This is a genomic window from Paenarthrobacter sp. Z7-10 (genome assembly GCF_026932795.1).
Classification (GTDB): Bacteria; Actinomycetota; Actinomycetes; order Actinomycetales; family Micrococcaceae; genus Arthrobacter_M.
The window spans coordinates 1-3,130 of the sequence record NZ_JADPVH010000111.1; the positions used below are offsets into that span (position 1 = coordinate 1).

A 3,130-nucleotide genomic window follows, 5' to 3' on the forward strand; every position below is an offset into this window, starting at 1 on the left:
CCCAGCTCGGAGGCGACGGTGGCTATCGGACGGCCGGAAGAAATAACGAGATCAACGGCATCGGCTTTGAATTCATCAGAAAACGTTTGACGGGCGGACATGGGCACAATCCTTTCAAACTGTGTCTCACATCAGTAGTACACCTCAGTGATGAATCTTTGGCTGCCAGGAGTTTCCTGAGCTTCTTAGCTCTTGCTTTCGCGTGAAGCTTGAGCTTTGCCCACTGCTCGTCGCTAAAGTGCTCGTACTCTCGGGGCTTGGGGAGCTCGGTGTCGATCCAAAGAAACTGATTCACGATTGCTGCGGCGGAGAGGATGCCTTGACCGGCAGCGAAGAGCTGGTCTATTGGCGCCCGAAGAGACGCTCCGTTGCCCACGTCCTTGAGGGCTGCCATGTAGTTGTCGCAGTGAGTTTCGGCAGCCTCCGTCTGGTTCACTATTTCTGTTAGATATTGCACCAGGTGCCAATCGGGTATTTCAGTCATGCATGAAACCTATCTACGAACGCGAAGAGAGTTGTGGTCGTCGCTTCCCTGCTCCTGACAGTACAGAACCGCGGTCGAAGCGCATACTTCCCCGCACCACTACTGAAGCCGATCCTTTAAGGGGACGACGTGAGCCACCCTTAGCGCGATGGCCTGACGGATCTGGATGCATGAAAGACTCCCAACTTGAACGATGACTCCAAAGGCGCCCTGCACAATATTGAACTGTGGATACCTAACCTCGAGCGAGCCAAGGATGAATGGGGCTGGATCTTGTCCCGCTTGGGATACGAGAATTATCAGAACTGGAGCAACGGGATCAGCTGGCGGTGGGGTCCCACCTACATAGTTGCCGAAGAATCACTGGACTTGAGCAGCCGAGACCATCAGCGCACTGCGCCCGGGCTGAATCACCTGGCATTCAATGCCGGGAGCCGAGAAGACGTAGACGCTCTGGCTGGGGAGAGCGCTTATCACGGGTGGAGCCAGCTGTTCGCGGACAAGTGCACAAACGCTGGCGGGCGCGAACACTACGCCGCTTATCTCATGAAGTCCGGTGGCTTCGAACTAGAGCTCTGGTCCGGTGCAGTTCCACGCTTCTACACAACCACGGCTAACGAATCCGGCACGAAGCTCACCTGCCGGATGGAGAGAGATTGAGAGTGGGCGCGGACTTTCCGGGCTCATGCTGCCACTCATTGCCATGAGCATCAACAAGGAGATGAAGGCCAACCTCCTCAAGCTGAAGACATTGCTCGAAGACACGAACCGTCAGCGCTAAGACCGACGTCCTCGAACGCCGTGGACTTTGGCATAGACATGGGATTCAGGGTTCGGAAGTCGTTCAAGATTGGACCGGGCATCCGGAGGCCGGCGGCTGTGAACACGAGTCGGATGCAAGGAGACCGACATACGGACTGGTCCGGACCACCAGCAAGACGTCGATAGTCCCGCGCGAGTCATTTGGGAGGCTCAGGCATGACGGGGAATCCGGTGACTTCGACATCTACCACAGCCCCACTCTTTCGGATGAGGATGACGTGGCCGATTCCTTCGCGGGTTGGCTCGACCCCGACGACGTGACGTACTGCCTCTGGTGAGCTGGAGAAACTCCGCCCGGCTACCCGTCCCAACTCGCCGAGCTTTTCGTGTGGGGCGAATGAGCCTCTGGAAATATCGTGAGACCATACCGAACCTTCCTCGGTGATTACCACCAGCAGTCCCATGAAAACCACGAATTGATCGTCCGGGTTGTATCCGAAGGGAGGTCCGCCTGCGTTAATTTGGATGGCGGGCTTCACTACTTGCTCGCCATACGGTCGGCCGGTTGGCACTTCGATGTCCAGGGAATGAGAGAAGACACCGCCGTCGCGGCGGCCGACCAGGATGGTTTCCGGGTTGGTCGCGGTGACCCACCAGTCCTCGTTTTGGGCTCCAATCGGGATTGCGGCTCCATTAGATCCCGGAACCACGGATGCGTTCGAGATCGTATTGGCGGAGTTCGAGCGATCCATTGTGTGGACGAAGAGCTGCCCGGATCGGGTGATGACAGCGAGTCGGTAGAAGTCGAGTGCAAATGCCCACCGGTCCTGCGGGTTCGCAGCCACCGGCACTCCTGCGAACTTTGTGGCCGGGCGAACAACGTGGTTTTCGAAATCGAGACTGTGGCCGAAGACTGATCCTTCACTCGTCACGACGGTAATTTCCGCGCCTGGGAGGCCGAATACGAATCGATCCTGAGGGTTTGCGGCTACTGGCGGGCCGGTCATTTCATATGTGTTGCCAAGAGCATGCATGAGGATCGCCTAGTTCCGACGAACAGCGCAGCGTCAATTGGCGCCGTTCCCCTGAATGTAGACCTTGGACAGTGGCGGAGGAAAGGGTACTAGGAGCTGAGTGTCGCGGGGCGGCCGTGCTCACGGAGGGCGTAGATGTCCCATCCCTGGATGCGGTCCTGTTCCTGAACCCGCGCAACTCCATGGTCGACGTCATCCAGGCCGTCGGCCGGCCGCCATCCCCCTTAAGTAAAATCAGCCGTATCCACGGTGTAAGCAATTTACCCTTGCGAAAAAAAGATGAGAGGGCCGGCCGTTGGCCTGCCCTCTTTTCGTGTACTGCCGGCACGCCTTGCCCTGGATTTGGTGGTGGTCACCTGGGAACGAGCGATGAGTTTTTGAATTATGCGCTGCTCTGAGCAGAGATTTGCTCTTCGGTTCTGAGGTACTGGTAGAGCGTTTCGCGGCTGATCCCGAATTCGCGAGCTAGGGAAGCTTTTTGCTCACCCACAGCGGCCCGTGTTCTCAGGTCGTTAGCTTTTTCGGGTGAGAGTGCTTTGGCCCTGCCGCGGTAGACACCTCGCGTCTTCGCCAGGGTGATGCCCTCACGTTGCCGCTCCCCGATCAACGCCCGCTCGAACTCAGCGAAAGCTCCCATCACCGAGAGCATCAGATTCGCCAACGGCGAGTCCTCCGCCGTGAACGCCAGATTTTCCTTCAGGATGAACCGCCCCGGGTTTAATGGAGGGTGTTGAGTCCTTGAAAGGATGAGCACCATGGCAGCACCAAAGAAGTATCCTGATGAGCTTCGCCAGAGGGCGGTCCGCCTCGTGATGGACGCCCAGAAGAATCCCAGTGGCCGGCGTGGCGC

Annotated in this window: 3 protein-coding genes and 1 pseudogene; 1 reads left to right on the forward strand and 3 read right to left on the reverse strand. The window is 57.8% G+C overall.

Annotated elements, in window-relative coordinates; genetic code table 11:
• Positions 1–101 (reverse strand): transposase (locus tag IV498_RS18590; RefSeq protein WP_269046113.1); only part of this gene is annotated, 101 nt, incomplete at its 3' end.
• Between the two features lie 569 nt (positions 102–670).
• On the opposite strand from IV498_RS18590, the gene IV498_RS18595 reads away from it, so the two are divergent.
• Positions 671–1,144, forward strand: coding sequence for a glyoxalase (locus tag IV498_RS18595; RefSeq protein WP_269048559.1), 474 nt, complete (start codon positions 671–673; stop codon positions 1,142–1,144).
• A gap of 299 nt (positions 1,145–1,443) precedes the next feature.
• On the opposite strand, the gene IV498_RS18600 is transcribed toward IV498_RS18595, so the two are convergent.
• Entirely contained in the window at positions 1,444–2,091 is a 648-nt protein-coding gene (locus IV498_RS18600) for a hypothetical protein (RefSeq protein WP_269048560.1), read from the reverse strand.
• 571 nt (positions 2,092–2,662) lie between these two features.
• Positions 2,663–2,980, reverse strand: a pseudogene (locus tag IV498_RS18605) (helix-turn-helix domain-containing protein); the annotation flags it as partial.
• Between the last annotated feature and the right edge of the window lie 150 nt (positions 2,981–3,130).